This is a genomic window from Halorhabdus sp. BNX81, from assembly GCF_029229925.1.
Lineage (GTDB): Archaea > Halobacteriota > Halobacteria > Halobacteriales > Haloarculaceae > Halorhabdus.
Genome location: NZ_CP107254.1, coordinates 1,978,201 through 2,004,335, shown reverse-complemented (window position 1 = coordinate 2,004,335; position 26,135 = coordinate 1,978,201). Strand labels below are relative to the sequence as shown.

The window sequence follows — 26,135 nt, the reverse complement described above, 5'->3', positions numbered from 1 at the left end:
CATTCAATCACGTATCGCCGACGAGTTCGTCGACCAGTTCGACCGCTTCGTCGGCGGCGTCCCGGTCGACGGTGTCGGCATACCGGGCCCGTTCACGAATCGTCGCGACACGTCTGGCGCGTTCGTCAGCATCGACAGCATCGAGGTAGTGTCTGACGGTCTCGCCGGGGTGGCGCTTGCGGTGGCGGCGTTCGAGCAGGTAGACGAGCCGATCGAAGGCACGTTCGACGTCAGTCGCCGGCTCCTCGCGGGGTTGCCACCGGAGCCAGACCGCGCGGTACGCACGGTCCGTGAGTCCGCTTCGGCGGGCAACGCCGGCGAACCCGAACATGGCGAGGGCAGCCAGCGTCAGCTGTTCGAGTCCGGGAACGAGGCCTCCCTCATTGTCTCTGCGCCCCTCGCTCTCGTTGGCAGTGTCGGTCCGGTCGGTGGCGGTTGCGTTGAACTGGCCGCCGGGGAATTCACTCCCGTTGAGTTCCGCGTCAGGGCCGTAGTATTCGGGGACCGAGGGCTCTCTCTCCTCGAGGACCGTCTGTTGGTCGTCCGTCTCGGGCGCTTCAGTCTCGGTTTCGGTCGGCGTGGGAGTCCACTCGCCGCCCTGACTTCGGTTGGTATCGACGTTTGACTCGTTGGCTGCCCGTGCTGATTCGAGGTCCTGTTGGGTAGTCGAATCGCGCGGTCCGGCTGGTGTCGGATCGAACCGGATCCACCCCACGTCGGGGAAGTACACTTCCACCCAGGCGTGGGAATTGTGGCCGCGGACGAGCCATTCGTCTTCCCCGACGCGTTGGCCGGACGTGTATCCGACGACGAACCGGGCGGGGATATCCTGGGTTCGCAACATGGTCGCCATCGTCGTCGCGTAGTACGTACAGTACCCTTGGTCCATCTCGAAGAGGAACGAATCGGCAGTCGTCCCGGACGGCTTCGAGACGTTCAGTGAGTACTCACGGTTGGATTCGAGCCATTGTTCGATCACGCGGGCCGTGTCGTACGGATTGTCGGCGTTCCCCGTCAGCTGTTCGGTCCGTTCGGCGACGCGATCAGGCGTGCTGTCGGGGAGCTGGAGATACTGGTTCTTGACGGAGGCGGGATATGCCTCGCCGGCGTCCCGGAGTTCCGAGGCGGTCGCGATCGGCACTTCGCTGGTGACCCGATAGGAGTCGTTGGCCGCGAGTGGTTGGATCGGCTGGAGGCCGCCGAGTCGGGTCGCCCGGGCATTTTCGGCTGCCGGCCCCGAGATCTCACTCGGTCGCCACACGGCAGGCATCGTACCGATCTCGGTGATCGCCCGGTAGGTTTGCTCGACGGTTCGGGATCGATCCGGCGGTGAGCCGAGTCGTTGGTCGGTCGAACCAGTCCCGCCACGCCGAACCCAGCCGTCGCCGGTGTACAGATCGTAGGCGGCCACGCGCCAGTAACTCCCCTTGTTGCTCGTGACCGCGTATCTGAGCTCGGATGTGAGTTCCAGGCTCCCCTGGATCGATAACTCCTCGGATGCACTGAGGAGGCTTCCTTCGAGCGTCCCATCGCTGGGGGCAGCGCTGGAACTGACTGCAGCCGAATCACTCAGACCGCTGTCGGGCGAGAACGAGAAGGCGGCACCGGCCGGAACGATCGATATGGTCACCGAGGCGACGATGGCGATGGCGACGACTGTCGCGACGATATCCGTCTCGCCGATCGATGCTCCGAGCCGATCAAGCTCGCCCGCGCCGACGAGTGTGACGACGCCCACAACGCCCAGCAGCGTCAGATCGGCCCCGGCGTCGCCCGTGAGGACGAAAAACAGCAACGTCGTCCCGCCGATGGCTGCGCTCGGGGCGTAATGGCGGCGGACGGCGAGATACCACGCCAGGAATATCGGAGCCGGTGTTACGGCGATTACCCATGCCTCCAGATTGACGATCCCCAGGACCGAGTTGCCGGCCAGGAGGGCAATCGTGTACTGGATGTGTGGCCACGGCCACAGCGTCGCCCCGGATAATCCGAGCAGATACCATTGAAGACTACCCGCAAGCAACACGACCGCGAGGACGACTGCCTTCCGGACGGTAAGATATCGGGCGGCGATCGTCGAACCGACGAATGTCACTGCGACCACAAGCTGTAACAGACCCGGGTCGCTGATCACGTCGACAACATCGTGGACGACACCGACAAACGACCCGATCACGAGGAGAGCGCCACCCAGGGCGAGGAGCCGAACGGGCGTGATGTCCCGAACACGACCTGTGATGCCCGTCTGACCGTCTCTCCCCGGGTTCTGCTCACGACCAGTGACGCTCACGTGACCGTCACCCCCGATGTCCCGGCTCTCTGACGATCGACTGGCGTGCGATCCCGGGCCGCTGTCGAGCGAATGTCCTCGTAGGTGGTCACCTGGCCGTTGACATCGACGGTGACCGCCCCGTCGTCTCCAACGACGCGGATGTCGGCGTCAGTCCGGACCCGGTCATTGAGTGTCCCCGGTCCGGTTTCGGCCAGTAATTGCAACAGCTCACTTCGATGTGTCTCCCCCCGGGATGGTTTGAGATTACCGTCCGGCGCGGTCAGACCGACTTCGAGTCCGGCGTGGGAAAAAAACAGGGCGACGCTGCCGGCCGCACTGGCCGCCCTGTCTGCCGTCTCCCGGTCAGTGCTGATGGTGATCTCGATGGTTCCCATGGTCTCCCGGCCGATGAACTCCGTGACGACGAGATCGGGCAGTCGTTTGGCTGAGGACTTCCAGTCGATGTCCCGCAACGGGTCGCCCGGGACGTACTCGCGCAACTGGTCGATCTCTTGGCGCTCCGGTCGGCGATTTCGTTCGAGCTCGGCAGCGAGGGCAGATGACCCGGTGACGTCGTGTATCTGGGGATAGACGATCACGTCCGTCGCCTCGCCGATTTCGATCTCGTGGCTGACCAACCCAAACACGTCCCGGAGGTGAACCGAAAGCGGACCGATCGCGTGCCGTCCTCGTTCCGTCAGCGCCATCTCGTAGGTGTGTGTGACCGGAACGCTTCCCGAGAATCCGTTGTCGGTGGCAGACAACCCCCGTGACAGCGTATCGTTCGCGTGGATGATCGTCCCACGGGTACCGGTGACCTCGACGGTGACGGCCCTGGTTTCTTCGGGGAAGCCAGCGTGTGGGTTCGACCGGCTGACTGCGGGCCGATCGGCCAGCTTGAGCTGGGCGGCCGCGGCGACGACGGCGACTACCGCCGGGACTGCGACGGCGTTTAGCGATCGTGCACCGAACAGCCACGCCATCAGAAAGGCGGCGACGGCGACGCCGACGGTCACCCAACCGCGGTTTGTCAGTCTCATCTCACTCGACGGGTATGCTTTCGATTGCGTCGGCGACCAGGTCACCCGCGGTTCTCTCGACGGCCCCGCTCCGGATCCGATGGGGCAACACGACGCTGGCCTCGGCCTGGATGTCGTCCGGCACGACGTACTCCCGGCCGTTCAGGACCGCCCGTCCCTGGGCCGCCCGGAGCAACAGCACCGAGGCGCGTGGACTCGCACCGAGTTCGGCGTGGTTGCGCGTATACCGGGCCAACCGCGTCACGTACGTCCGGATCGGGTCCTCGACAGTGACGTCTGCGGTCACTGCCCGGATCTGTTCCAGATCTTCGAGTGTCGCGACGGGTTCGACGGTCTCGATCGGATGGGTCCCGACGACGCTTTCCAGCATCGCGGACTCCTCGTCGGCCGTCGGATAGCCCAGTTCAAGTTTCTTCATGAACCGGTCGAGTTCGGCCATCGGCAGGTCGTATGTACGATCTCGCTCGACGGTGTTCTGGGTCGCAATGACGCCGAACGGGTCGGGAACGGCGTGGGTCTCGCCGTCGATCGTCACCTGGCCTTCCTCCATGGCTTCGAGTAGCGCGCTCTGGGTCTTCGGTGGCGCGCGGTTGATCTCGTCGCCCAGGACCACGTTGGCGAAGATCGGCCCGGACCGGAACTCGAAGGTCTGGGTCTTCTGGTTGTAGACGTTCGCCCCCGTCACGTCGGAGGGGAGCAAATCCGGGGTGAACTGGACGCGCTTGAACGAGCAGTCGAACGATTCCGCGATCGCGCGTGACAGCATCGTCTTTCCAACACCGGGCACGTCTTCGAGGAGGACGTGTCCGCGGCCGAACAGCGCCGTGAGAATGTGTTCGATCGCGTCGCGATGCCCCACGATGACGCGTTCGACGTTCTCGACAACACTGTCGGCGATCTCGCCGACATCGTCGATATCGAGTTCGCGCTCCGCCCCGGCTGCTCTCGATTCGATGTCAGTCATTGATTGCGGTAGCGACTCGATCACGAGCCGTTCTGTCCTGTCTCGCGAATAGGGCGTGGTTCGGTTCGCCCGCGGCGACGTTCGAACATCGGCGGGATGGTCCCGTGGTGAGTCCGATCCCAGTCACTCGACGGCTGTGAGCACGTCCCATGATTGTACGTGATTGTATATGCGGGTTGCGTACTTGTGGGTCACGGTCGGAGTATCGACTGGATGATATTCCTTTGTGATAGTTTGGGCAGTACTGCCGACCCTGGGTCCGTCGGCGTTACTGCCACCAGTCGTTACCGAACGGCTGCCGTCGCCGCCGCCATCACGTCGATCGCTTCCGTCAGCTGTTCCATGTCCGTCGCGTATGAAATCCGTGCGTACCCCTCCCCGCCCTCGCCAAAGGCCTCGCCGGGCACCACGACGACACCGCGGTCGATCACTTCTTCGACCCAGCCGTCGGGCACGTTCGGCATCGCGTAGAACGCACCTTTCGGTGTTGGCGTCTCCAGTCCCATGTCGGCGAGACCATCGAGCAGGACGTTCCGTCGCTCCTCGAAAGCCTCTACCATCTCCGTGACGCGATCCTGGGGCCCCGAGAGGGCCGCTTGGGCCGCGTACTGAGCCGGCGCGCTCGCACACGCCTGGCCGTACTGATGGACCCGCAGCATGCGCTCGATGCGCTCGTTGCTGCCCGTGACCCACCCGAGTCGCCAGCCGGTCATCGAGTAGGCCTTCGAGGCGGCGTTGATCACGACGACGTTGTCGCTTTCGGCGAATTCAAGCGGCGAACGGTGCTCGCCCTCGAAGACGATGTGCTCGTAGACTTCATCGGAGATACAGAGCACGTCGTGTTCGTCGGCGATCCGGGCGAACTCGCGCATGTCGTCGGGTGACTGGACTGCCCCGGTCGGGTTGGCGGGGCTGTTGACCACAAAGGCGGCAGTGTCGTCGGTGATCGCGTCCTCGACAGCGGCGGGATCGAGTGTCAGATCCTCACGGAGGCCGACTGGCCTGGGCGTTCCCCCGGCGAGGTGGGTCAGTGCCTCGTAGGAGACAAAGCCCGGATCGGGATAGATGACTTCCTCGTTGGCATCTACGTGGGCTTCCAGGGCGATGTGGAGGGCTTCGCTGCCGCCCGAGGTGGCAATGATGTTCGCGGGATCGACGTCCAGATCGTTGTCCCGGGCGTGTTTTGCGGCGATGGCTTCCCGGAGCTCCGGCGTGCCCTTGTTGGATGTGTAGCCGTCAGCGTCGCCGGCGCGGATCGCCTCGACGGCCGCCTCGCGGGCATTTTCGGGCGCAGGGAAGTCAGGCTGGCCGAGTCCGAGGTTGATCGCGTCCTCGTCCGCCGCCTCGAAGACTTCGCGGATGCCGGAAATCGAAACCTGTTCGACACGGTCGGAAAAGTGGGTCATACACGGTTTCGGGGCCGCGGGGGCGATAATCCTTGCTATGGATCGAGACGATCGAGGCTGGGACGTGCTGAGAGGAGGGCGACTCGAGGGGGTTTATGTGGACGAATTGTTCGCGGAGTCCGTCTCGTTGTCACCGACACAGGCCATCAGCGTCGAGAGGGTCGTACTGTCGAGGGTCCCCTCCGAATCGACACCGACCTGCGTTGTGGAGACGTTACAGTCGAAGTTTTCGGCGGTGAGGTTGATCGTTTCTGTGACACCGGTTTCGAGAACGCACACGTCAATATCGTAGGTACCGCTTTCGGTTAGCGTCAACCGACTCTTCCCAGCAGGTTCGATCGTGTAGATCCCGTCGAGCTGGGATGTCGTCTCGGATTGGAGGATGACTCGAACCGTCCAGGTCTCGCTGCTCGGGTTCGTTATCACGATATTGTGAGCGTTATCTCCACCGTCCGCCGGTGGCTCCCCATCGCCGAGCGTTTTCGAAACGGTGCTGTCGGCCGCGATGTCTTCCGTACTGACCCCCGGACAGGCCATGCGTGTGGACGTGGTCATCGACTCGAACGCTCCTGCAGCCGTGAGATTGATCGACGTTCGGGTCACGTTGCAGGTAAACTGAGACGGTTCAATCGACATCGACTCGGTGGCCTCTGAATGCAGTGCGGTCGCGCGGACAGTGTACGTATCGAGATCAGTCAGCGATATCGAGACCGTGGCGTTCGGTTCGAGTATGTACTGCTCGTCGAGCGACGCCGTCTCGGCCCCCTGAATGGACAGCGAAATTGTTCGCTCTTCCTCGGTCTGGTTCGTCAGCGCGACGTGATGGGGTCTGCGGAGTCCCTTCTCTGTGAGTGAGTCGTTTCCAAGTACCTGTTCTGTGGTTTCACCGCGTTCGATACGACTCCGCTCGTGGGCGGTGGTCGTCGTGTCTTCGGCTGGTGATTCGTCTGTCCCCAACTTCGTACTCCGTTCATCTGCATCGTCAGTCGATCCGTCAGTCTCTGTCGAGGGTTCGTTTGACTGTGCCTGGGAGCTACAACCTGCTGCCGCGGTTGTGATGCCGACTCCAACTGTTGTGAGGAACGTTCTGCGTCGCATACAATACTACACGGGAGGGGTACGTATGGTGGTATCCCAGATTCAAAGACGCCTTTGAGTCCCTGGGACGCACTGATCGATCACATGAATGGCAAAACCAAACGGTATGGAAGGGGCGCTCTCAGATAGATTGCGCTTGCTGGCGGGCCGGCCGGTATCGTCGCCAGTACCACCAGAGGAGGCACACCGCAATGACCACCAGACCGGCTGTAAGGAGTGTTCCGCCCGGGCCCGTGATGAAATTCATAATCGATTCTTGGATGGTCGGTTCCGGTGGTTGAGCCCCAATCGGTGCGACCCGACGAGACGGAGCGAACGGACCGGTTTCTGTCCATTGGAAATGGACGAGTGCGCTGATAACACCGATAGCACCGATCCCACCGACACTCCGGCCGAGCGCGCGCTTCAGCGATGGCGGTACCGTCTCGGCACCCGTATAGAGGACGAGGGCGCTATTAGTTGGCCCGTAGACATCCATCTCACGACCCTGGGCTGAATACCACGTATCGACGACTTCGACGAGATCGGCGTCTTCCAGCCGTTCGAGATGGTAGCTGACGTTCTGGACCGATGAGTCGAGTGTCGTCGCGATCTCGGATGTGGGACGTGGCTCGTCGTACAGTATGTCGAGGATCCGTCGTGCAGTCAGTGACGAAATCGCCGAAAGGATGTCGCCCGCGGACTCCTCTGTGAGACCGAGAAGCTGTGGGTCGAGATCACGATCTCTAGACTGCGTGGCAGACTTCAATGGCAGCAGCGACGTCATACACACGCCTTCTCCTCGCGTAGTAAAACACGTCGGGAGGCTCAAACGGCTATTTTAGCCCCTGGATCGACAGCTTCGAGTGGGTCCGGATCGAATCAGGCGGCCACCTGGCCTGGCGTGCCGAGTCGCCCACAGTTTTACCCTCCGAGCCAGTACAAGCGGGCAATGAGTGACGAGGAAATACACCGCGGACTCGCGGACGTGACAGTCACCGAGACGCAGCTGAGCGACATCGACGGCGAGGCCGGCCAGTTGTGGATCGCGGGCTACCCCGTCGGGGAACTCGCGGCGAACGCGACTTACCCCGAGACGGTCTACCTCCTTCTGTACGACCGGCTGCCGGACGCCGACGAACTCGCCGACTTCGAAGACGAACTGTGCTCGTATCGGACGCTGCCCGAACCCTGCTACAACGCCGTCGTTGCGGCCGCCGAGCGCGGGGCTGGACCGATGGCTGCCCTCCGGATGGGCGCGGCGACTGCCACGGCCGTCGAGCCCAACGATCCCGAGGCCGACGCGCTCCGATTGATCGCCCGATTGCCGACGATCACGGCGACCTACTGGCGGGTGCTCCAGGGGCAGGAGCCCTTAGAGCCCAGACTCGATCTCGGCCACGCGGCCAACTACCTTTACATGCTGACCGGCGAGGAACCCACCGAGGCACAGGTTGCGGGCTTGGAGACGTACCTCTCTACGGTCGTCGATCACGGCCTCAATGCCTCGACCTTTACCGCCCGGACGATCGTGTCGACGGAGTCGGAACTCGTCTCGGCGATCACCGGCGCGATCGGTGCCCTCCGCGGGGACCTCCACGGCGGTGCACCGGATCTCGTCTTGGAGATGCTCGAAGCGCTAGAAGACACCGAGGATATCCGGACCGAACTCGCGGGACGACTCGAGGCCGGCGAACGACTGATGGGCTTCGGGCATCGGGTTTACGGCGCGCGCGATCCGCGGGCGGCCGTGCTGGAGGACGCCGCCGCTGCGTTCTACGAGGGCGAAGACGACTTCTTCGCGCACGCCAAAACTGTCGAGGCCGAAGCCAGGGGCGTGCTGGCCGAACACCGCCCCGACCTGGATCTCGATACGAACGTCGAGTTCTACACCGCCGTGTTGTTGTCCGGCGTCGGGATCCCGCCGGAACTGTTCACCCCGACGTTCGCGGTCTCGCGGGTCGCCGGTTGGAGCGCGCACTGTCTGGAACAACTCGATGACAACCGGCTGATCCGCCCGCGGAGCACCTTCGTCGGCGAGCACGACCGCCAGTGGGTTCCGCTTGGCGATCGATAGTGCGTCGGTTGCGTGGCACTATCCGGCTGTCGGGTCGCTTCCGGTGGTGCTCGACGGCTGGTCGTGCCGGATCGATCGGGGCCGGCTGGCTCCAAAACGCTTAGTCGGCCGGCCGTCGAGTCCAGCGTATGGTCACCTCAGACTGGGGCGAGTGGCTGCCGGCTGCTATCGAGAACACGACTCCCGACGGGGTCGCAATCTGGTATCTGGGTTGTAATGGATTCGTTCTCAAAGACGGGGCAGGGACGACCATCTTCATCGACCCGTATCTCGGGACGGGCGATCCACCGCGGACAGTCCGCATGCTCCCCGTTCCGTTCGATCCACGGGATGTGGCGGCGGCCGACGCGATCGTCGTGACTCATGACCACGTCGATCACGTCCACGGGCCGAGCCAGGCCCCGATCCTCGCGGAGACGGGGGCGACCTTCTACGCACCGGACGCGAGCCTCGCTGTCGCCGAGCAAGCGGGGTGGACCGACGAGTGGGACGTGGCCGACGGCCAGCTATCCTCGGTTTCGATCGGGGAGACCATCGAGATCGGCGCGTTCACGCTTCACGTTGCGGATGCCAACGACCCGGACGCCGAGGAACCAGTCTCGTACGTCATCGAGCACGAAGCGGGGACGTTCTTCCACGGCGGGGACGCTCGACCGGGTGCCTTCGAGTCCATCGGCGAGCGATTCGACATCGATCTGGGCGTGTTGGCGTTCGGCAGCGTCGGGATGGTACCCGACGCCATCGGCGAGACGCCCACGCGCACGCGGTGGTACAACGACGAGAACATGATCGTCGAAGCGGCTAACGAACTCGAATTGGATGCGCTGTTGCCGAGCCACTGGGACATGTGGAAGGGGATGACGGCGGATCCGACGGCGTTGTACGATCACGTCCGGTCGTTTCCGTATCCAAAGCGACTGGATATTGTCGAGATCGGCGACCGGATCGATCTCTAACCCGGGCGGCGTCAATCCTGGAGGACGGAAGTAACTTTAATACGAATGGTTAACCCACATATGGGTATGAGCAACACGCAGGCGTACGAGGCGGTGACGGTGTCGGGAGAGGGGGTCACGGTGGTCAAACAGTTCGAGGCCGACGAGTTTCCGGTGCCGGCGATCGCGTTTCGGATCCAGTCCCAGCGCATCGAACCCGTCACGGTGACGCTGAGCGACGACGTGCCCGAGGACGTGGCCGTCGAGGACCTCGGGTTCCATCCCGAGTACGGCAGCGAGTACTGGACGATCGACGACGACGAGATCACGTTCGAACGTGAGATCGACGCCGACTCGGAATACACGACCGTCTACGGCATTCGTGCCACCGGGACCGACGAGGTCGAGAAGTTCCTGACCGAGCCGGTGATCGAGTCCGTCGATCCGCCACTGGACGACGAGGGTGATCTGGTCGACGACGCCAGCAGCGACGTCGTCCGTGACGTGATCGCCGGCGACAGCGATAGCGTCCCGGGCCTCGAAGAGACCGACGACGAGGAGATCGAGACGCTCAACCTCGCCGATCCGAACGATTCCGGCGAGACGGGTGATACAGAGTCCCCAGATGGCGACGGCGGCGACGACGCAGTCGGCCAGGTGCAGCCCGGATCCGTCGCCAAGACACTCGCCGCGGAGATCCGCCAGGATGCCGTCGACGACGCCGCCCTTCGCGTGCTCAAACAGGAACTCGATCTCGGCGGGGGTGGCGGCGATACCGACGGCAGCGCCGTCGATGCCAGGATCCAGCATCTCCAAAACGAGATGAGTGATCTGGCGGCCTATACCTCCGCACTCGAAGAGTTCCTAGAGGAGAACGGCCAGGGCGAGGAACTCATCGACGAGTTCCAGGGCCGACTCGACGAGTTCCAGGGTGAACTCGACAACGTTCGGGGCGAACTCGAGTCGATGTCCGGTGACGTCGAATCGGTCGAAGACACGGTCACGTCCAACGCGGAGACAGTCACGGAACTCGATGAGGAGGTCGACTCCATCGACGAGACGGTCGACAGCCTCGACGAGGAGGTCGATGGGTTGCGCGAGGAGGTCGAAGCGATGTCCGAGCAACTCGGCGATGACGGCGACCTGGCCGATCGACTCGAAAGCGTCGAAAGCGAGATCGAGGAACTCAACGAGTGGCGCGAACAGCTGTCCTCGGTCATCGGGTGAGTTCCGAGAAAACAGTCCGACGCCGCGAACCGCTCGATACTTCGTCGAAACCGCCCCGCCTGCGATCATCGTTCCGCTGCTCTCCTTCCGTTCCGCCGTAGGCCGCTTTCCTTCGAGTGTCAACCGTACGTTCCCGACGAACAGAAGCGGTTAGACTGGTTCGCCGAGCATCTCGGCGAGGTCGTCTTCGGGATCGCCGACGGCTTGCAGGCCGAACTCGTCGTTGAGGAGTTCGACCACGTCGTCGGTGAGCCACTCGGGGATCGTCGGACCGATCCGGACGTTCTGAATGCCCAGGTCGAACAGCCCGAGCAGGACCGCGACGGCCTTCTGCTCGAACCACGAGAGGACGATGCTGACTGGCAGATCGTTGACGCTACAGTCGAAGGCCTCCGCCAGTGCCGCCGCGATCTTGACCGTCGAGATGGAGTTGTTACACTGCCCCAGGTCGATAAAGCGAGGAATCTCCGTCTCTGGGACGGTGCCGTATTCCAGATCGTTGAACCGGAACTTGCCACACCCGGTGGTGAGCACGACGCAGTCCTCGGGCACGCTCTTTGCGAGTTCGCGGTAGTACTCACGGCCGTCGGTCGGGCCGTCACAGCCCGCGATGACGAAGAAGTGCCGGAGCTTGCCTTCCTCGACGGCCTCGACGATCTGGGGGGCCATGTCGAGGACGGTCTCGTGATAGAAGCCCGTCGAGAGGGTTTCGTCGCTGTTCCACTCCCCAGCGTCCGGCTCGGGGAGTTCCTTGGCGTGTTCGATGACCGGCGAGAAGTCGCCGTCTTCGAGGTGGGTCGCTCCTTCCAGCCCGGCGACCGTCGTCGTGTAGAACCGATCGGCGTAACTGCCGGACGGCGGCATCAGGCAGTTCGAGGTCCCGACGATCGCCCCGGGGAACTCACGGAAGAGGTCCTGCTGGTCGAACCACGCTTCCCCGACGTTGCCCTTGAGGTGGTCGTACTTCGCGAGTTCGGGGTAGCCGTGGGCCGGCAGCATCTCCGAGTGGGTGTAGACGTTGACCCCTTCGCCCTCGGACTGTTCGAGCAGTTCCTTGAGGGCGTACAGATCATGGCCGGTGACGACGATCGACTTGCCCGCAACCTGGTTTTCGGGCACTTCGGCGGGTTCGGGTGTCCCGAGTGTCTCGGTGTGGGCGTCGTCGAGCAGTTCCATCGCGTCGATGGCGGCCGACCCCAGATCCAGTGCCTGGCCGATGGTCTCGTCCATGTCGAAGTTGACGTTCGTCAACGTGTGGAACAACGTCTCGTGGACGGTCGCGTCGACACCTTCGTCGACGTATCCCATTTCGCGGGCGTGGTGGGCGTAGGCGGAGACACCTTTCGCGCCGAGGATCATCGTCTCCTGAACGCTGTCCAGGTTCGGGTCCTTGCCGCATACGCCGGCGGTCGTACACCCGCCGTCTAACGTCTGCTCGCACTGCAGGCAGTCCATCATACACGAGCAACTGGCAGTCCCACCTATAAACACCATCCAGCAACTCCCCGTTGTCCGGGAATGCGGTCGAAGATGTTCGCCCCGGTCGTTTATGTATGGTGACCGGACATCAACGGTGCTCCGACGGAACTTCGTATTCGTCCAGAACCATGGACGTTATTGTAAAATAATGCTGTTCCTGGCCCCGGAGTCGTTCAGTCCAGGTCTGCGGGCGGGCCGCCGGGAAGCGCGTCCCGGTCGTGCGATGCCGTGAAGTCGGGATCGGGTCCTTTCGGAACGATCCGTTTGGGGCTGACGTCCGGGTGGGTCGTGTAGTAGTGCTCTTTGATGTGATCCATGTTGACGGTCTCGGCCACCCCCGGGGTCTGGTAGAGATCACGCAGGTATGGCCAGAGATTGTCGTATTCCCGGATCAGCTTGTGGTTGCACATGAAGTGCGTGTGATAGACCTCGTCGAATCGGACGAGGGTGGTGAACATCGCGATGTCCGCCTCGGTCAGCCGATCGCCCGCCAGATAGCGCTGGTCGGCCAGCACCGAATCCCAGTGATCAAGCGCGTCGAAAAGCTCCTCGACAGCCTCGTCGTAGGCCGCCTGGGAGTCCGCAAAGCCCGTCTTGTAGACGCCGTTGTTGATCGGCTCGTAGATGGCCTCGATGATTTCGTCGACCTCCGCCTGATAGCCCTCGGGGTAGAGATCGACGTCGTGGGCGCCAACGGTGCCGTCGAACGCCGTATCGAGCATCCGCATGATCTCGGCGGACTCGTTGTTGACGATGGTATCTTCCTGTTTGTCCCAGAGGACCGGCACCGTCACGCGGCCGGTCATGTCGGGGTCGGCTTCGACGTAGACCTCCCGGAGGTAGTCGCTCCCGTTGACCGTGTCCGGCGTGCAGCCGTCCTTCTCGGGGGTGAACTGCCAGCCGTCCTCGCCGCGGTAGGGGTCGACGTAGTCGACCGTGATCGCCTCGTCCAGCCCCTTGAGTTTGCGCGTGATCAGCGTCCGGTGGGCCCACGGGCAGGCCCGGCAGACGTAGAGGTGATACCGGCCGGCTTCGGGCTGGAACCGCGCGTCCGGGTCGTCCTCGATGCGATCCCGAAACGCGGTCGTCCCGCGTTCGAACGCGCCGTCCTCGTTGGTCGTCTGGTAGGCGTCGGTGCGCCACTCGCCCTCGACGAGCATGTTCATGGTAATCGCTTGTTGGAGGGCTGTACACAAAAACGTCGCAGTGACGTCGATGTTACCGCTGTGTTGTGAGACGCCGACGCCTCCCCGCCGGGCTTCGAAGCCCTTATTTGAACGCTTTCCCTCTCTTCGACCAAGAGAATTCATGTCCGAGAAACCTGCGTCGATGTACCGCGACATCGACAAGCCGTCGTATACCCGGCGCGAATATATCACCGGCATCCCCGGATCGAAGATCGCACAGCACCAGATGGGCGATACGAACGCCGATCCTGATGATTATCCTGTCCAGATCTCGCTGGTCGTCGAGGAGACCGTCCAGCTTCGTCACGGTTCGATGGAGGCCTCCCGCCTCTCGGCGAACCGCCACCTCATCAAGGAACTCGGCGAGGGCAACTACACGATGACGCTGCGGAAGTTCCCCCACCAGGTCATCCGGGAGAACAAACAGGCGACCGGTGCGGGAGCCGACCGTGTGTCCGACGGCATGCGCCAGTCCTTCGGGAAGATCGTCGGCACGGCCGCCCGCGTCCAGGCCGGCGAGCGACTCTTCACCGCCTACTGTGACGTCGAGCAGGCCGAGGCCGTCAAGGAAGCGTTCCGCCGTGCGTACAACAAGATCACCCCGCCCTGCCGGATCAAGGTCGAGCGCGGCGAAGAGTTGCTGATCGCCTGAGGCCGGACCGAACAGTTTTCCGGGTTGCTCCCCCGAGTGAGCGTATGCTCCGGCTCGCGGTCCCGACCCAGGCCGAATCCTACGAACGCCTCCAGGAGCCGCTTGCCGACCGCGATATCGAGGTCCTCGCGCTGCAGACGAGCGAACGGACGGTCTCCCTCGGGGGCGACCCGTTCCCGGACGTCGACGTCGGCTACGTCTTTCCGCCACGACTTATGGAAGGCGGCGTCGCGGCGGCGGCACTCTCGGTCCCCTGGCTCAACGATCGGGCTGCTGTCCTCCGCTCGCGAAACAAAGCCGGAACGGTACAACGACTGGCCGACGCCGGTATCTCCGTCCCCCGGACGGTGATGATCTCGAATCCGGTCGACCGCGAGGAACTCGTCGCGGCGTTCGACCGGTTCGATCCGCCCGTGGTCGTCAAGCCGAACTCGACGTCGCGTGGCACTGGCGTCACCCTGGCACACGATCTCGACTCGTTTCTGGGGATCGCCGACTACCTCGATCTGGTCCACGACTACCGCGCGACCGACGACCGCTCGTTTCTCCTTCAGGAGTACATCCCGGACGCCCGCGACTATCGCGTGATGTTGCTCGATGGGGAGTACGTCGGTGCGGTCGAGCGACGGCTTCCCGAAGCGGCCGAGACGAACCGATGGAAGCACAACGTCCACAATGGTGGGACACCGACACCGGTCGATCTGGACGACGAATGCCGAGCGGTGGCCGAATCCGTCGCCGACGTGATGGCCATTCCGCTGCTCGGTGTCGATCTGCTCGTGACCGATGACCGAGTCCTGGTGACCGAAACCAACGCCCGCCCGACGATCGACGCCGAACACTACGATGATGGGTTCTGGGATCGGCTTGCGGCGACGATTCGACGGACGGCCCGACAGGGCGGTCGACGCTGATCGGTCTGCCGGTAGGCGGGCCACCGCCATTGTATTGAAAGTATTATATATTGGCGTATATTTCAGTGTGTGTCATTGACAACCACAACATGATGGGACGTTGGTTATTTCCGATAAACTGGTGTCCCATACAACAGGTAACACATCGATACAAAAATACTATTATTAATCAGGCACAATACTGCATTACCATGTCAGCGTTACAGCTGTACCGGTGTCCGGCATGTGGGAGCGAGGATCGAACGAAGGTAGAACAGCGGGCGGTACCCGGCGGCACGGACTGGCGATACTACGAGTGTGACTCCTGTGGACACGAGTGGCGAGAATAGCCACTCCGCGTCAGTCCATTGATCCCCCTTCGTTCGTCAGATCGTGAGTGTGAACAAAGCGAACAGCGACGCCGTCAGGACAGGTCGATATCGGCCGAATCCCCGCTGGTCTCGAAGCTGACTTCGAGGATGCCGTTGTTGTAGCTGGCGTCGGCAGTGTGTTCGTCGACGCGGGTGGGCAGGTCGACCCGATCGTGATATTCCCGCTGGGTACCCGCTGCGTCGATCGTGAGCTGTTCGCCGTCGCACTTGAGATCTATCGCGTCCTTGGACACCCCGGGCAGGTCCGCGACGACCCGGAGACGGTCGCCTTCCTCGTAGACATCGAAGTGGATCGCATTCGACTGAGCGGGTGCGTCCGGATCGCGGCGCTCGACGTGCATGTCGAACTCGCCGCTCATCATGTCGTTCATCATCCGCTCTAACTCTGCGAAGAAATCATCAAACGGGTCGTCACGATCGTCTCGTCGCATACTCATAGGTAGGAGAGAGCGCGTCAAAAGCCTTCTGACAACCGAAATATCGACCGGACACTCCGAGAGCCAACCCGACTGCACGTACGTATATTTGTTCGCGAATATAGTGATATATACAGCCTTCACGCCAGACAATCGTGAGAGTGTCGTCCTTCACAGCCGCATATCGAAAAACATTTACTCAATACTGCCGCATCTTTCGATTGGAGCTAGATAACTATGAGTGCAAGCGATCCGGTCCGCATCGGGATCAACGGTTACGGTCGAATCGGCCGTTGTACCCTTCGTGCAGCCCTGGAGAACGACGACGTCCAGATCGTCGGGATCAACGACGTGATGGACTTCGAGAAGATGGAGTATCTCACGAAATACGACAGCGCGTTGGGCACCCTCCCCTACGATGTTTCTCTCGAGGGAGACTCGTTGGTCGTCGACGGTAACGAGATCGATCTGCTCAACATCCAGAACCCCGAGGAACTCCCCTGGGACGACCTCGATGTCGATGTCGCGATCGAGTCGACCGGCATCTTCCGAACGAAGGACGAGGCCAGTGCCCACCTGGACGCCGGCGCGGAGAAGGCGCTGATCTCCGCCCCGCCGAAGGGCGACAAGCCCGTCCCGCAGTTCGTCTACGGCGTCAACGACGACGAGTACGACGGCGAGGACGTCGTCTCCGCCGCGTCGTGTACTACTAACAGCGTCTCGCCGCCGATGCACGTCCTGCTTGAGGAGTTCGGCGTCGACGCCGCCGAGATGACCACGATCCACGCCTACACGGGCAGCCAGGCCATCGTCGACGGCCCCAAGTCCAAGACCCGGCGTGGTCGCGCGGCCGCCGAGAACATCGTCCCGACGACGACCGGGGCCTCGACCGCGACCCCGCAGATCCTGCCCGAACTGCAGGGCAAGTTCGAGGCGATGGCGATCCGCGTCCCGGTCCCGAGCGGTTCGATCACCGAGATCGTCGTCGACCTGCCCGGCAACCCAGACGTCGAGGAGATCAACGCCGCGTTCGAGGAGTACGCGGCCGGCGAACTCGAAGGCTCGATGGGTGTCACCGACGACCCGATCGTCTCGCGTGACATCGTTGGCCAGCAGTACGGCTCGGTCGTCGACCTGGGCAAGACCTCGACGGTCCAGGGCGGCAAGCTCGCGAAGATCTTCGCCTGGTACGACAACGAGATGGGCTACACGTCCCAGATGATGCGGCTGGCCGAAGACATCGTCTGATCACCGGATCCACCCTCCGTCGTGTACAGGGCCGCAATTTCTTCAGCATACAACACGCACCAATCATGGCTGCATTCAACACACTTGATGACCTCGCAGATGGACAGCGCGTCCTGGTCCGCGTCGACCTCAACTCGCCGGTCGAGGACGGCGTCGTCCAGGACAATCACCGCTTTGACCGCTACGCCGAAACGGTCCGGGAACTCGCCGATCGGGACAACAAGGTTGTCCTGATGGCCCACCAGGGTCGGCCCGGCCGCGACGACTTCGTCTCGCTCGACCAGCACGCCGAGATCCTCGAAGAGTACGTCGGCAAGGAGATCCAGTTCGTCGAGGACATCTACGGCGACGACGCTATCGCGGCGATCGAGGGCCTCGAAGCGGGGGAGATTCTCCTGCTCGAGAACACCCGGATGGCCGACGACGAACTGCCCGAGAAGGCCCCCGAAGAACACGCCAAGAGCGACTTCGTCCAGACGCTGTCGCCGTACTTCGACGCCTTCGTCAACGACGCCTACTCGGCGGCCCACCGCGCCCACGCCTCGACGGTCGGGTTCGCCCTCGAACTGCCGGCCTACGCGGGCCGCGTGATGGAGGCCGAGTACGAGTACAACACCGGCGTGGCCGAACGCGCCCGCGAGACCGAGGGCCAGGTCACGATGGTCCTGGGTGGCAACAAGAGCGAGGACGTCATCAGCGTCGTCAACAATTTGGGCGACGCCATCGACACGTTCCTCATCGGCGGCCTGCCCGGCGAACTGTTCCTCCGGGCGGAGGGCTACCCCGTCGGCATGGACGTCGGCGACATGGACCTCCTGGACGACCAGTGGGACGAGACCAAGGACACCCTCGAGGACCTCGTCGCGAACCGTCGCGACGAGTTCGAACTCCCCACTGACTTCGCCTACGAGGACGACGACGGCGAGCGGGCCGAGATCGCACTCGACGATATCGAGGAGAAGGAGACCGGCTACCTCGACATTGGTCACGACACCATCGAGGCGTACGTCCCGATCATCGAGGACAGCGAGGCCGTCTTCGTGAAGGGCGCGGTCGGCGTCTTCGAGGACGAGCGCTTCGCCGACGGCACGGTCGAACTCATCGAGGCCATCGGTCGCACCGACTGCTTCTCGGTGGTCGGCGGCGGCGACACCGCCCGGACGCTCTCGATGTACGGACTGAGTGAGGACGACTACGATCACATCTCGATCGCCGGCGGCGCGTACCTCAACGCCCTGACCGGCCAGGAACTCGAGGCCGCCGAAGTGCTGATCGAGCAGGCAGACTGATCGAACGTCTCGACGTCGTTTCCGTCGGCGCGAGCGGTTTTTTTGCCCTGTCTCACGGACCGGTAGCGGCCGCCGTCCGTTCCGGAATCCGTCTTTGCGGGGGGATCGCCAGCCGTCCTTGAAGAAAATATAGTAGGATTCTACAAACACTTAAGAGGGCGGCGCGAACGTCGTCTAACGACCCGAGAACGTGGCGTGGCGGTCCGGCCAGGTCAGTTCCCGCTCTCCGGGATCGCCGTCTCCGCCGGCCACTCGGATCGACGAATTACGGACGAACCTATGTCAGAAACGATATCTCGCCGATACGCGGACTGGATCGCCACCCACAGCAAATTCGTCGTCCTCGCCGTCCTGGCGCTGACGATCCTCGTCGCGGCCGGGGCGACGGTCGGCGAAACGGGGAGTGCCGGCGTCGGCCAGTTCCAGGTCGACACCGCGGAGACCGACGCCGCCGAGTTCGTCCGGGAGAACTACGGGGGTAGCGAGGGGATCGCTGCACAGCTCGTCGTCCGCGACGAGGGCGGGGACGTTCTCACGAGAGACTCGTTGCTCGAGGGACTTCGATTGCAGCAGACCGTCAGGACCGACGACTCGATCAGCGGAACGCTCGCCGAACCGGGGCTGATCGGCATCGAGAACCTCGTCGGGACGGCCGCCGTCTACGCCGACGCCACCGCCGAGGGGGGGCCGCCGCCGGCCGAACCCCCGTCGCTGTCCGCCCAGATCGCGGCCCTCGAGGAGCAAAGCGACGCGGAAGTCGAGGGGTTGCTCGCACGCGTCCTCGACCCCGACGGGTCGTCGCTGACCGAGCGCGATCCCTACGCGTTCCTGCCCCGTGAGTACGAGCCGGGTGAGACGCGCGCCGAGGCGCGGCTGACGCTGATCAGCCAGGTCGACGCGAGTGGCGAGAACAGCGATCCGCAGGCTGCCTACGACGCCCAGGTGGCGATCGACGGATTGGTCGAAGAGCGATTCGCCGACGCGTTCGTCTTCGGCCAGGGCATCCAGGACGACGCCTCCACGCGGGCGACGGGGGACAGCTTCACCATCATCACGCCCTTCGCGCTCGCGCTGATCGTGCTGGTGCTGGGGATCACCTACCGCGATGTCCTCGACATCCTGCTTGCGTTCGTCGGGATCGGCGTCGTGATGGCGTGGCTGGCGGGGCTGATGGGCTGGCTCGCCATCCCGATGAACGTCATCCTGATCGCCGTTCCCTTCCTGTTGATCGGGTTGAGCATCGACTACGCGCTGCACGTCGTGATGCGCTACCGGGAGGCCCGCGCGGGGACGCTTGAGGGCGGTTCGTCGAGTGAGACTGCTGACGCCGGGAACCGATCCATCCGGACCGCGATGGCGGTCGGTCTCGGCAGCGTCGTCCTGGCGCTCGCGGCGGCGACTGTCTCGACCGGTGTCGGCTTCCTTTCGAACGTCGTCAGTCCACTGCCGGCGATACGAGACTTCGCAGTGCTCAGCGCCGGCGGGATCTTCGCGACGTTCGTCGCCTTCGGTATCTTTCTCCCGGCGCTCAAGATCGAAGTCGACGGCTTCGTCGAGCATCGGCTCGGCTGGAGCCGGGCCAAACCAGCCTTCGGCGTCGGGGGCGGGAGTGCGAACGCAGTCCTCGAGAAACTCGGCTCGGTCACCATGCGCGCGCCGGTGGTGATCGTCGTCGTGGCGCTCCTGCTCGGCACTGCGGGGGCCTACGGCGCGACGACCATCGACACGGAGTTCAACGAGGCCGACTTCCTGCCGACCGACGCACCGGACTGGGCCAAGTCACTTCCTGGGCCACTCGCTCCAGACACCTACACCATCGCCGATGACTTCGCGTACCTCAGCGACAACTTCCAGCTTCGCGGGGAGGGCGGCCAGTCACAGGTGCTGATACGCGGGGACGGGCTGGCCAGTGGGTCGATCCTGTCAGCCCTCGACAATGCCACAGGGGCCGTCTCCGACGGCAGCTCGATCCAGCTTCGACCGGACGGCCGGGCGGCACTCGACGGTCCCCACACCGCGATCCGTGCAGTCGCAAGCGACAACGAATCGTTCGCGTCGCTTGTCGAGCGCAACGACGCGAACGACGACGGCCTGCCCGACGAGAACGTCGAGACGGTCTACGCCGCGCTGTTCGAGGCCGACGAGGCGGCCGCCTCGCAGGTCCTGAGTCGGTCGGCAGACGGCAAGATCACGTCGGCGCGACTCGTGCTCTCGGTCCGCTCCAGCGAATCGGCCCAGACCATCGCCGACGACACGCGGACGTTCGCCGAGGGGATCGAAGCCGAGGCGACCGGGATCACCGCCGTCGCGACGGGCGCGCCGGTCTCGACTGCCGTGATTCAGGACGCACTGCTGGAGACCCTGGTCGAAGCTTTCGCGGTGACGCTGGTGGTCATTCTGGTGTTCGCGACTGGACTGTTCGGCCTGCGCTATGGTTCGTGGTCGCTCGGCGCGCTCGTGCTCGCGCCCGTCGTGGTCTCGCTGGCGTGGCTGCTCGGCGCGATGGCGGCCCTGGATATCTCCTTCAACAGCGAGACGGCCGTCATCACGAGCCTCGCGATCGGGCTTGGCGTGGACTACTCTATCCACGCTGGCGAGCGCTTCATGGCCGAGCGTGAGGAACGCGACACCGTCGCGGACGCACTCGTGCGGACGATCACCGGAACCGGCGGGACCTTGCTCGCCAGCGCGGCGACGACGGCCGCCGCCTTCGGCGTTCTGGCCGTTGCGCTGTCGCCACCCCTCCGGCGCTTCGGCATCGTGACCGGACTGGCGATCATCTTCGCGTTCGTCGCCGTCGTCACGATGTTGCCCGGCCTGCTCGTCCTCCGGGAACGAGTGGTTGCCGACGGGCTGCGTTCGGACTGAGTTCGTCAGTTGGTTTCGTCGCTCCCTTCGAACCAACTAGTCGAAAGATTCGTATACATCGTGTGCAAAGTAAACGACATGGGAACGATTTCGGCGCGCGTCCCCGACGACCTTGAGGACGAACTGGAGACGTACCTCCATGAGGAACGCCTCGACCGGAGTACGGCCGTTCGGAAACTGCTTGCGGAGGGGCTCGAAGACTGGCGACGCGATCGGGCGATCGAACGATTCGAGGCCGGTGAGATCTCCTTCTCGCGGGCGGCCCAACTCGCGGACATGTCGGTGTGGGATTTCACCCGTCTGCTCGAGGAACGGGACGTGACCTGGGTCGGCGACGATCACCTCGTGGACGATATCGACTCTCTGTGAGATGCACGTCTTCGATGCGACGCCGTTGATCTATCTCGCGACTGTCGATCGACTCGGGATGCTCACCGCGTTCGAAGACGATCGATTGGTTCCAGAACGCGTCTACGACGAGGTCGTCACGGTCGGCCTCGAAGCCGGGCACGCTGACGCCAGGCGCGTCGAGCGCGCCGTCGAGGACGACGTACTGACTGTCGCAACGGTGGAACGAACGGACTCCTTCGAACGCCTGGCAGCGAACGACAGTCTCAGCGAGGCGGACGCCGCAGTCCTCGCGCTGGCAGCAGCCCGGGATGGGACCGGCGTCATGGACGGACAGTACGGTCGCGACGTGGCCGCCGCCGAGGGGATCGAGACGCGCGGGACGGCATACCTCGTGCTTCGATCACTCAAGCGAGACGCGATCACTGCCGAGGAGGCACGCGAGACCATCGACGCGATGGTCGATGCCGGCTGGTACGGCGCGCCGGACTTATATGCGAAACTCCTTCGCCGCATCGAGGATCTCGCCTGAGCCCGGTCCGGCGTCGACAGTGAGATCATGGTCGCCAACCGTTTTCACTACCCCATCCGTACCGCCATCTACCATGAAAATCGGCGTCATCGCGGACACTCACGACGCAAGCGACGTGATCGAGCGAGCAGTCGAGCGGTTCATCGTCGAGGATGTCGAAGCCGTGATCCACTGCGGCGACATCGTCGCGCCGTTTTCGGCGACGCCCTTCGACGCGGACTTCGACTTCTATGCCGTCCGCGGCAACAACGACGGCGAGTGGGCGCTCGCCGACACCGTCGCGGAGTTCGGCACGTATCTCGGTGAGATGGGCGAGTTGACGTTTGACGGGGTTGATTTTGCGGTCTATCATGGGACCAGCGACGCCATCGTCGACGCGCTGGTCGAGTCAGGGAGCTACGACTACGTCCTCCACGGCCACACCCACGAACGAGTCAGCGAGGAACGCGACGGGACGGTCCGGCTCAATCCCGGCGGGGTTCCGATTCCGGAAGCGCCGGCCCCCCAGGCGGCCGTCGTCATCGACACCGAGACGGGCGAGATCGAGGCGTTCGAACTCGACTGAATCGGGGTCAGGTCGACCCGCGGACGAAACACACTATTCTCCCCACACCATACCGGCGTCCATGAGTGACTCAGAGCTACGGGGCCCGGCCGAGACCGCAGTGGGACAGTGTCTGGCCCTCGACAGCGAGGAGTCGTGTCTGATCGTGACCGACGACGAGCGCCGGCCGATCGGCGAGGCGCTCTATGCGGTCGCGAGTGAGACGACCGACGAGGCGATGATCATCCAGTACCCGCCGGGCGATCAGCACGGCGAGGAACCGCCGGAACCGGTGGCGACGGCGATGGCGAGTGCCGACGTCGTCCTCGCGCCGACGACCAAGAGCCTGACCCACACCCGGGCGCGGACTGACACGACCGACGCCGGCGGTCGCGTGGCGACGCTGCCGGGGATCACCGAGGAGGTCTTCAAAACAGGATTGGCCGTCGATTACGAGGAGATCCGCGCGGCGAGCGAGCGTCTGCTCGAAGCCGTCGAGCACGCCACGGAACTTCGGGTCACCTCGCCAGAGGGAACCGACATCACGCTCCAGCCGGGCGACAGAGAGTGGCAACTCGACACCGGGATCGTCCACGACCCAGGTGCGATGTCGAACCTGCCGGCCGGCGAGATCTTCCTGAGTCCGGAGACCGCCGACGGAACGATCGTCGTTACGGGCACGATGGCTCCCCACGGCTTGCTTGAGGAGGGTCACTCGATCCGTCTCGAAGTCGAGGACGGCTACGTCACGGATATCGACGACGACACGATCCGCGAGCAAGTCGAAACCGCCGCCGAGGAGGTCGGCGAAGACGCCTACAATCTCGCGGAACTCGGCATCGGCACGAACGTGGGGGTCTCTCAGCTCGTGGGCTCGGTCCTCTTAGACGAGAAAGCTGGCGGCACTGTCCACTTCGCGGTCGGTGACGACGCCGGCATCGGCGGGGACACCGACGCGCCGATCCACCTCGACGGGATTCTCCGGAACCCGACGGTCTACGCCGACGGCGAGGAGATCGACTTGCCGACGCCGTAGTGTCGGGTGCCGGTCCAGACAGCCGTCTCTCACAGCGCGGCGACGGCGACCTTTTACGTTCCCACCGAGTACCAACGACCATGAGCGAATCTTCACAGCGAGTGGGGCTCCCCTGTCCGGCGTGCTCGCCGGATCTGGAGACGGTCCACGAGGTGCTTTCGACTGGCGGGCAGGCAACGGTCCGATGTACGGAGTGCGATCACGTCCACAAGACGTCCCTCCCCGAGGAGCAGACGGTCCAGCGCGACGTTGTCGTCTCCCAGGACGGCGAGTCCTTCAAGGCGACGACCGAGCCGCCGGCCGAGGAGACGCTGGCCGTCGGCGAGGAGTTCCTCTTAGAGACCGATGAAGCGATCATGACCGTCCGGATCACGAGTCTCGAACTCGACGAGGGTCGCGTCGAGGAGGCTCAGACCGAAGACGTCGAGACGATCTGGACGCGTGCGGTGGGCAACGTCGCCGTCAACGCGACCGTCCATCCCAAGTCGGGGGCCCGCGACGAGACCCGTAGCGAGCAGTTGCACGTCCCCGGCGACTACGAGTTCGTCGTCGGCGCGACCGACGACCTCGGTGACTTCTCCTTTACCGTCGAAGGCATCCACCTCCGGGACGACGCTGTCGGGTACCAACACGAGAAACTCGATCACGACAACGACAAGGCCTTCGCAAAGGACATCAACCGGCTGTATCTCCGCGACGAGACCAGCGACGCATGGTCGGCGTGGTGAGAGCATGGGCTGGCGGGACTCCGGCGGTGAGGGGTCCGGTGATGGCGAGAGCGGTTTCGAGCGCCAGCGCGACGAGTTGATCGAGCAACTCCGGGAGCGCGAGCGCGTCAGCGAGCGTGCGCTCGATGCCCTGGAAGCAGTCCCTCGCCACGAGTTCGTCCCCGAAAGGAAGCGCCGACACGCCTACGCCGACCGGCCGCTGCCGATCGGCGAGGGCCAGACCATCAGTGCGCCGCACATGGTGGCCATCATGGTCGACCGTCTCGAACTCGAACCCGGCCATGAAGTGCTGGAGGTCGGCACCGGCTGTGGGTATCACGCGGCCGTCACCGCCGAGGTCGTGGGCGGGGAGAACGTCTACAGCGTCGAGTACCATTCCTCACTGGCCGAGCGCGCGCGTGATCGACTCGCCGAACTCGGCTATGGGGACATCTCGATCACTGTCGGCGACGGCCACGACGGCTGGCCGGAACACGCGCCCTACGACCGGAGTTACCTGACTGCGGCGGCCAGTGCAGTGCCGGACGCGCTTCTCGATCAGCTTCGACCGGGCGGAATCTTCCTCGGGCCGATCGGTGACCGTCGACAGACGCTCGTGCGGGTTCAGAAACGTCCGGATGGCTCGACCGAACGCGAGACCTTCGGCGGTGTGCGGTTCGTCCAGATGCAGGGCGGGACGTAGCCGGGTCGTCGGAGCGGGATTGCCGTCTCGAACCGCCGGCGAGCGCGACGTTCATTAGGGTGCGGTCGCAATCTCGCGTATGGACCATGCGGTGTTGCGCGAGGACATGGTCGACGGGCTCCGCCACCGGCGTGCGAGCCTCCTCAGCGAGGCAGCCGTGGCAAGTGCGATGGGATCCGTCCCGCGCCACGACTTCTTCGATGACGACCGCACGGCGTATGCCGATCGCGAGACCGAGCGACTCGGAACGCGGGTTCTCGCACCGAGTACCGTCGCCCGACTGTTTGACGCGCTCGCGCCCGAGCCCGACGATTCGGTCCTGATCGTCGGCGTAGGCATTGGATACACGGCCGCCCTCGCGGCGGAGATCGTCGGCCCCGAGCGCGTCCACGCCGTCGACATCACCCGCCGGGTGGTGTACGAGGCTCGCGAGAATCTCGCCAGCGCCGGCTACGATGCCGTGCTCGTCGACTGCCGGGACGGCAGCGAGGGCCTCCCGGAATACGCGCCGTACGATCGGATTCTGCTCGAAGCCGCGGCGGTGAACCCCCCGCGTGCGCTGCTCGACCAGCTCGCCCCTGACGGCCGACTCGTCATGCCCCTCGGCACAGGCGACCAGACGCTCGTGACCGTCGAGGACGGCGACGTCACCGAGCGTCACGGCGGCGTCGCCTTCGCCCCGTTGCTCGTCGAGGGCGAGCAAAGCGGAGCCGTCGAACGCAACCGGACCCACCGCGAGGACCGCGAGCGCGCCCAGCAGGCCGCCCAATCGAGGACCGGCTGGGAACAGGACTGGATCGACTGGGACGGCTACTGACCCTGCTGGTACCCAGCGATCGACCG

The 26,135-nt window shown here is 64.0% G+C and carries 25 protein-coding genes; 16 read left to right on the top strand and 9 right to left on the bottom strand.

Features of this window, described 5'->3' with window-relative positions; translation table 11 throughout:
• Positions 1-7 precede the first annotated feature (7 nt).
• The 6 genes from HBNXHr_RS10080 to HBNXHr_RS10055 form a co-directional block, all read right to left on the bottom strand.
• Entirely contained in the window at positions 8-2,290 is a 2,283-nt protein-coding gene (locus tag HBNXHr_RS10080; RefSeq protein WP_275882025.1) for a transglutaminase domain-containing protein, read from the bottom strand.
• Positions 2,287-3,312: a DUF58 domain-containing protein gene (locus HBNXHr_RS10075; protein WP_275882024.1), complete on the bottom strand. Its 1,026-nt coding sequence runs from the start codon at positions 3,310-3,312 to the stop codon at positions 2,287-2,289. The genes HBNXHr_RS10080 and HBNXHr_RS10075 overlap by 4 nt, the downstream gene beginning before the upstream one ends.
• Position 3,313: 1 nt before the next feature.
• The gene (locus HBNXHr_RS10070) at positions 3,314-4,276 is read right to left on the bottom strand and encodes an AAA family ATPase (protein WP_275737096.1); all 963 of its coding nucleotides are present in this window, start codon (positions 4,274-4,276) and stop codon (positions 3,314-3,316) included.
• A gap of 284 nt (positions 4,277-4,560) precedes the next feature.
• On the bottom strand, positions 4,561-5,682 hold the full coding sequence (locus HBNXHr_RS10065; protein WP_275882023.1) for an aminotransferase class I/II-fold pyridoxal phosphate-dependent enzyme: 1,122 nt from the start codon (positions 5,680-5,682) through the stop codon (positions 4,561-4,563).
• A 93-nt stretch (positions 5,683-5,775) separates the two neighbouring features.
• Positions 5,776-6,780, bottom strand: coding sequence for a hypothetical protein (locus tag HBNXHr_RS10060; RefSeq protein ID WP_275882022.1), 1,005 nt, complete (start codon positions 6,778-6,780; stop codon positions 5,776-5,778).
• Positions 6,781-6,901: 121 nt separating this feature from the next.
• Entirely contained in the window at positions 6,902-7,546 is a 645-nt protein-coding gene (locus HBNXHr_RS10055) for a helix-turn-helix domain-containing protein (RefSeq protein WP_275882021.1), read from the bottom strand.
• Between the two features lie 165 nt (positions 7,547-7,711).
• Here HBNXHr_RS10055 and HBNXHr_RS10050 point away from each other — a divergent pair, with 165 nt between their 5' ends.
• From HBNXHr_RS10050 to HBNXHr_RS10040, 3 genes are all read left to right on the top strand, one after another.
• Positions 7,712-8,836: a citrate/2-methylcitrate synthase gene (locus tag HBNXHr_RS10050; RefSeq protein ID WP_275882020.1), complete on the top strand. Its 1,125-nt coding sequence runs from the start codon at positions 7,712-7,714 to the stop codon at positions 8,834-8,836.
• Positions 8,837-8,964: 128 nt separating this feature from the next.
• Positions 8,965-9,792: an MBL fold metallo-hydrolase gene (locus HBNXHr_RS10045; RefSeq protein WP_275737091.1), complete on the top strand. Its 828-nt coding sequence runs from the start codon at positions 8,965-8,967 to the stop codon at positions 9,790-9,792.
• A gap of 66 nt (positions 9,793-9,858) precedes the next feature.
• Complete coding sequence (locus HBNXHr_RS10040; protein WP_275882019.1) at positions 9,859-10,998, top strand: hypothetical protein; 1,140 nt, start codon at positions 9,859-9,861, stop codon at positions 10,996-10,998.
• Positions 10,999-11,148: 150 nt separating this feature from the next.
• On the opposite strand, the gene hcp is transcribed toward HBNXHr_RS10040, so the two are convergent.
• Both hcp and HBNXHr_RS10030 read right to left on the bottom strand, forming a co-directional pair.
• Complete coding sequence (gene hcp, locus HBNXHr_RS10035) at positions 11,149-12,456, bottom strand: hydroxylamine reductase (protein WP_275882018.1); 1,308 nt, start codon at positions 12,454-12,456, stop codon at positions 11,149-11,151.
• Positions 12,457-12,650: 194 nt separating this feature from the next.
• Positions 12,651-13,643, bottom strand: a complete 993-nt coding sequence (locus tag HBNXHr_RS10030) for a glutathione S-transferase family protein (RefSeq protein ID WP_275882017.1) — start codon at positions 13,641-13,643, stop codon at positions 12,651-12,653.
• A gap of 142 nt (positions 13,644-13,785) precedes the next feature.
• On the opposite strand from HBNXHr_RS10030, the gene HBNXHr_RS10025 reads away from it, so the two are divergent.
• From HBNXHr_RS10025 to HBNXHr_RS10015, 3 genes are all read left to right on the top strand, one after another.
• Positions 13,786-14,316, top strand: a complete 531-nt coding sequence (locus HBNXHr_RS10025) for a 50S ribosomal protein L16 (protein ID WP_275882016.1) — start codon at positions 13,786-13,788, stop codon at positions 14,314-14,316.
• 44 nt (positions 14,317-14,360) lie between these two features.
• A complete protein-coding gene (locus HBNXHr_RS10020; RefSeq protein ID WP_275737086.1) occupies positions 14,361-15,230 on the top strand; it encodes a RimK family alpha-L-glutamate ligase in 870 nt (289 codons plus the stop codon).
• A gap of 191 nt (positions 15,231-15,421) precedes the next feature.
• On the top strand, positions 15,422-15,559 hold the full coding sequence (locus HBNXHr_RS10015) for a hypothetical protein (protein ID WP_275737085.1): 138 nt from the start codon (positions 15,422-15,424) through the stop codon (positions 15,557-15,559).
• 74 nt (positions 15,560-15,633) lie between these two features.
• On the opposite strand, the gene HBNXHr_RS10010 is transcribed toward HBNXHr_RS10015, so the two are convergent.
• Positions 15,634-16,032 (bottom strand): Hsp20/alpha crystallin family protein, encoded by a 399-nt coding sequence (locus HBNXHr_RS10010; RefSeq protein ID WP_275737084.1) that lies wholly within the window; start codon positions 16,030-16,032, stop codon positions 15,634-15,636.
• A 222-nt stretch (positions 16,033-16,254) separates the two neighbouring features.
• Here HBNXHr_RS10010 and gap point away from each other — a divergent pair, with 222 nt between their 5' ends.
• From gap to HBNXHr_RS09960, 10 genes are all read left to right on the top strand, one after another.
• Positions 16,255-17,265, top strand: coding sequence for a type I glyceraldehyde-3-phosphate dehydrogenase (gap, locus tag HBNXHr_RS10005; protein ID WP_275882015.1), 1,011 nt, complete (start codon positions 16,255-16,257; stop codon positions 17,263-17,265).
• Positions 17,266-17,330: 65 nt separating this feature from the next.
• The gene (locus HBNXHr_RS10000) at positions 17,331-18,554 is read left to right on the top strand and encodes a phosphoglycerate kinase (protein ID WP_275882014.1); all 1,224 of its coding nucleotides are present in this window, start codon (positions 17,331-17,333) and stop codon (positions 18,552-18,554) included.
• Between the two features lie 279 nt (positions 18,555-18,833).
• The gene (locus HBNXHr_RS09995) at positions 18,834-21,422 is read left to right on the top strand and encodes an MMPL family transporter (protein WP_275882013.1); all 2,589 of its coding nucleotides are present in this window, start codon (positions 18,834-18,836) and stop codon (positions 21,420-21,422) included.
• A 78-nt stretch (positions 21,423-21,500) separates the two neighbouring features.
• Entirely contained in the window at positions 21,501-21,791 is a 291-nt protein-coding gene (locus tag HBNXHr_RS09990) for a UPF0175 family protein (RefSeq protein WP_275882012.1), read from the top strand.
• Position 21,792: 1 nt separating this feature from the next.
• Positions 21,793-22,302, top strand: coding sequence for a DUF3368 domain-containing protein (locus HBNXHr_RS09985; protein WP_275882011.1), 510 nt, complete (start codon positions 21,793-21,795; stop codon positions 22,300-22,302).
• A gap of 73 nt (positions 22,303-22,375) precedes the next feature.
• Positions 22,376-22,867 carry a metallophosphoesterase gene (locus HBNXHr_RS09980; RefSeq protein WP_275882010.1) on the top strand — a complete coding sequence of 164 codons (492 nt, stop codon included), beginning with the start codon at positions 22,376-22,378 and terminating at the stop codon, positions 22,865-22,867.
• A 61-nt stretch (positions 22,868-22,928) separates the two neighbouring features.
• The gene (locus HBNXHr_RS09975; protein ID WP_275882009.1) at positions 22,929-23,882 is read left to right on the top strand and encodes an aminopeptidase; all 954 of its coding nucleotides are present in this window, start codon (positions 22,929-22,931) and stop codon (positions 23,880-23,882) included.
• A gap of 80 nt (positions 23,883-23,962) precedes the next feature.
• A complete protein-coding gene (locus HBNXHr_RS09970) occupies positions 23,963-24,610 on the top strand; it encodes an HVO_0476 family zinc finger protein (protein ID WP_275882008.1) in 648 nt (215 codons plus the stop codon).
• Between the two features lie 4 nt (positions 24,611-24,614).
• A complete protein-coding gene (locus HBNXHr_RS09965; protein WP_275882007.1) occupies positions 24,615-25,292 on the top strand; it encodes a protein-L-isoaspartate(D-aspartate) O-methyltransferase in 678 nt (225 codons plus the stop codon).
• A gap of 79 nt (positions 25,293-25,371) precedes the next feature.
• Positions 25,372-26,109 (top strand): protein-L-isoaspartate O-methyltransferase, encoded by a 738-nt coding sequence (locus tag HBNXHr_RS09960; RefSeq protein WP_275882006.1) that lies wholly within the window; start codon positions 25,372-25,374, stop codon positions 26,107-26,109.
• The last annotated feature ends 26 nt before the right edge of the window (positions 26,110-26,135 follow it).